This window comes from Cobetia sp. SIMBA_158 (assembly GCF_046566945.1).
Lineage (GTDB): Bacteria > Pseudomonadota > Gammaproteobacteria > Pseudomonadales > Halomonadaceae > Cobetia > Cobetia amphilecti.
On sequence record NZ_JAWJYL010000894.1, the window covers coordinates 1 to 245 of the forward strand.

Below are 245 nucleotides of genomic sequence, written 5' to 3' on the forward strand. Positions count from 1 at the left end.
TTATTGGATTAGTGATTTCGTGACGCAGTAGGTCACCAAGATGTCCGGCCATAACGGCAAGTAAAGTAAGGGTGTTTTCTTTGAGAGCAAAAAACTTCACTTTTTCAACTAAGATAGCCCCATAAATTGTGTCGTTCACATCAATCAATGGAATAGCAATATGATACTTGCTATCACCCGACGAAGCCTTTGGATTTTTAAGTGACACCAGTTCTTTTTCGTCAAACATGGCAGCTATTAATGGG

The 245-nt window shown here is 39.6% G+C and carries 1 protein-coding gene; it reads right to left on the reverse strand.

Annotated features, from left to right (window positions below; genetic code table 11):
- Positions 1-245 (reverse strand): hypothetical protein (locus R2R70_RS22400; RefSeq protein WP_410979257.1); only part of this gene is annotated, 245 nt, incomplete at both ends.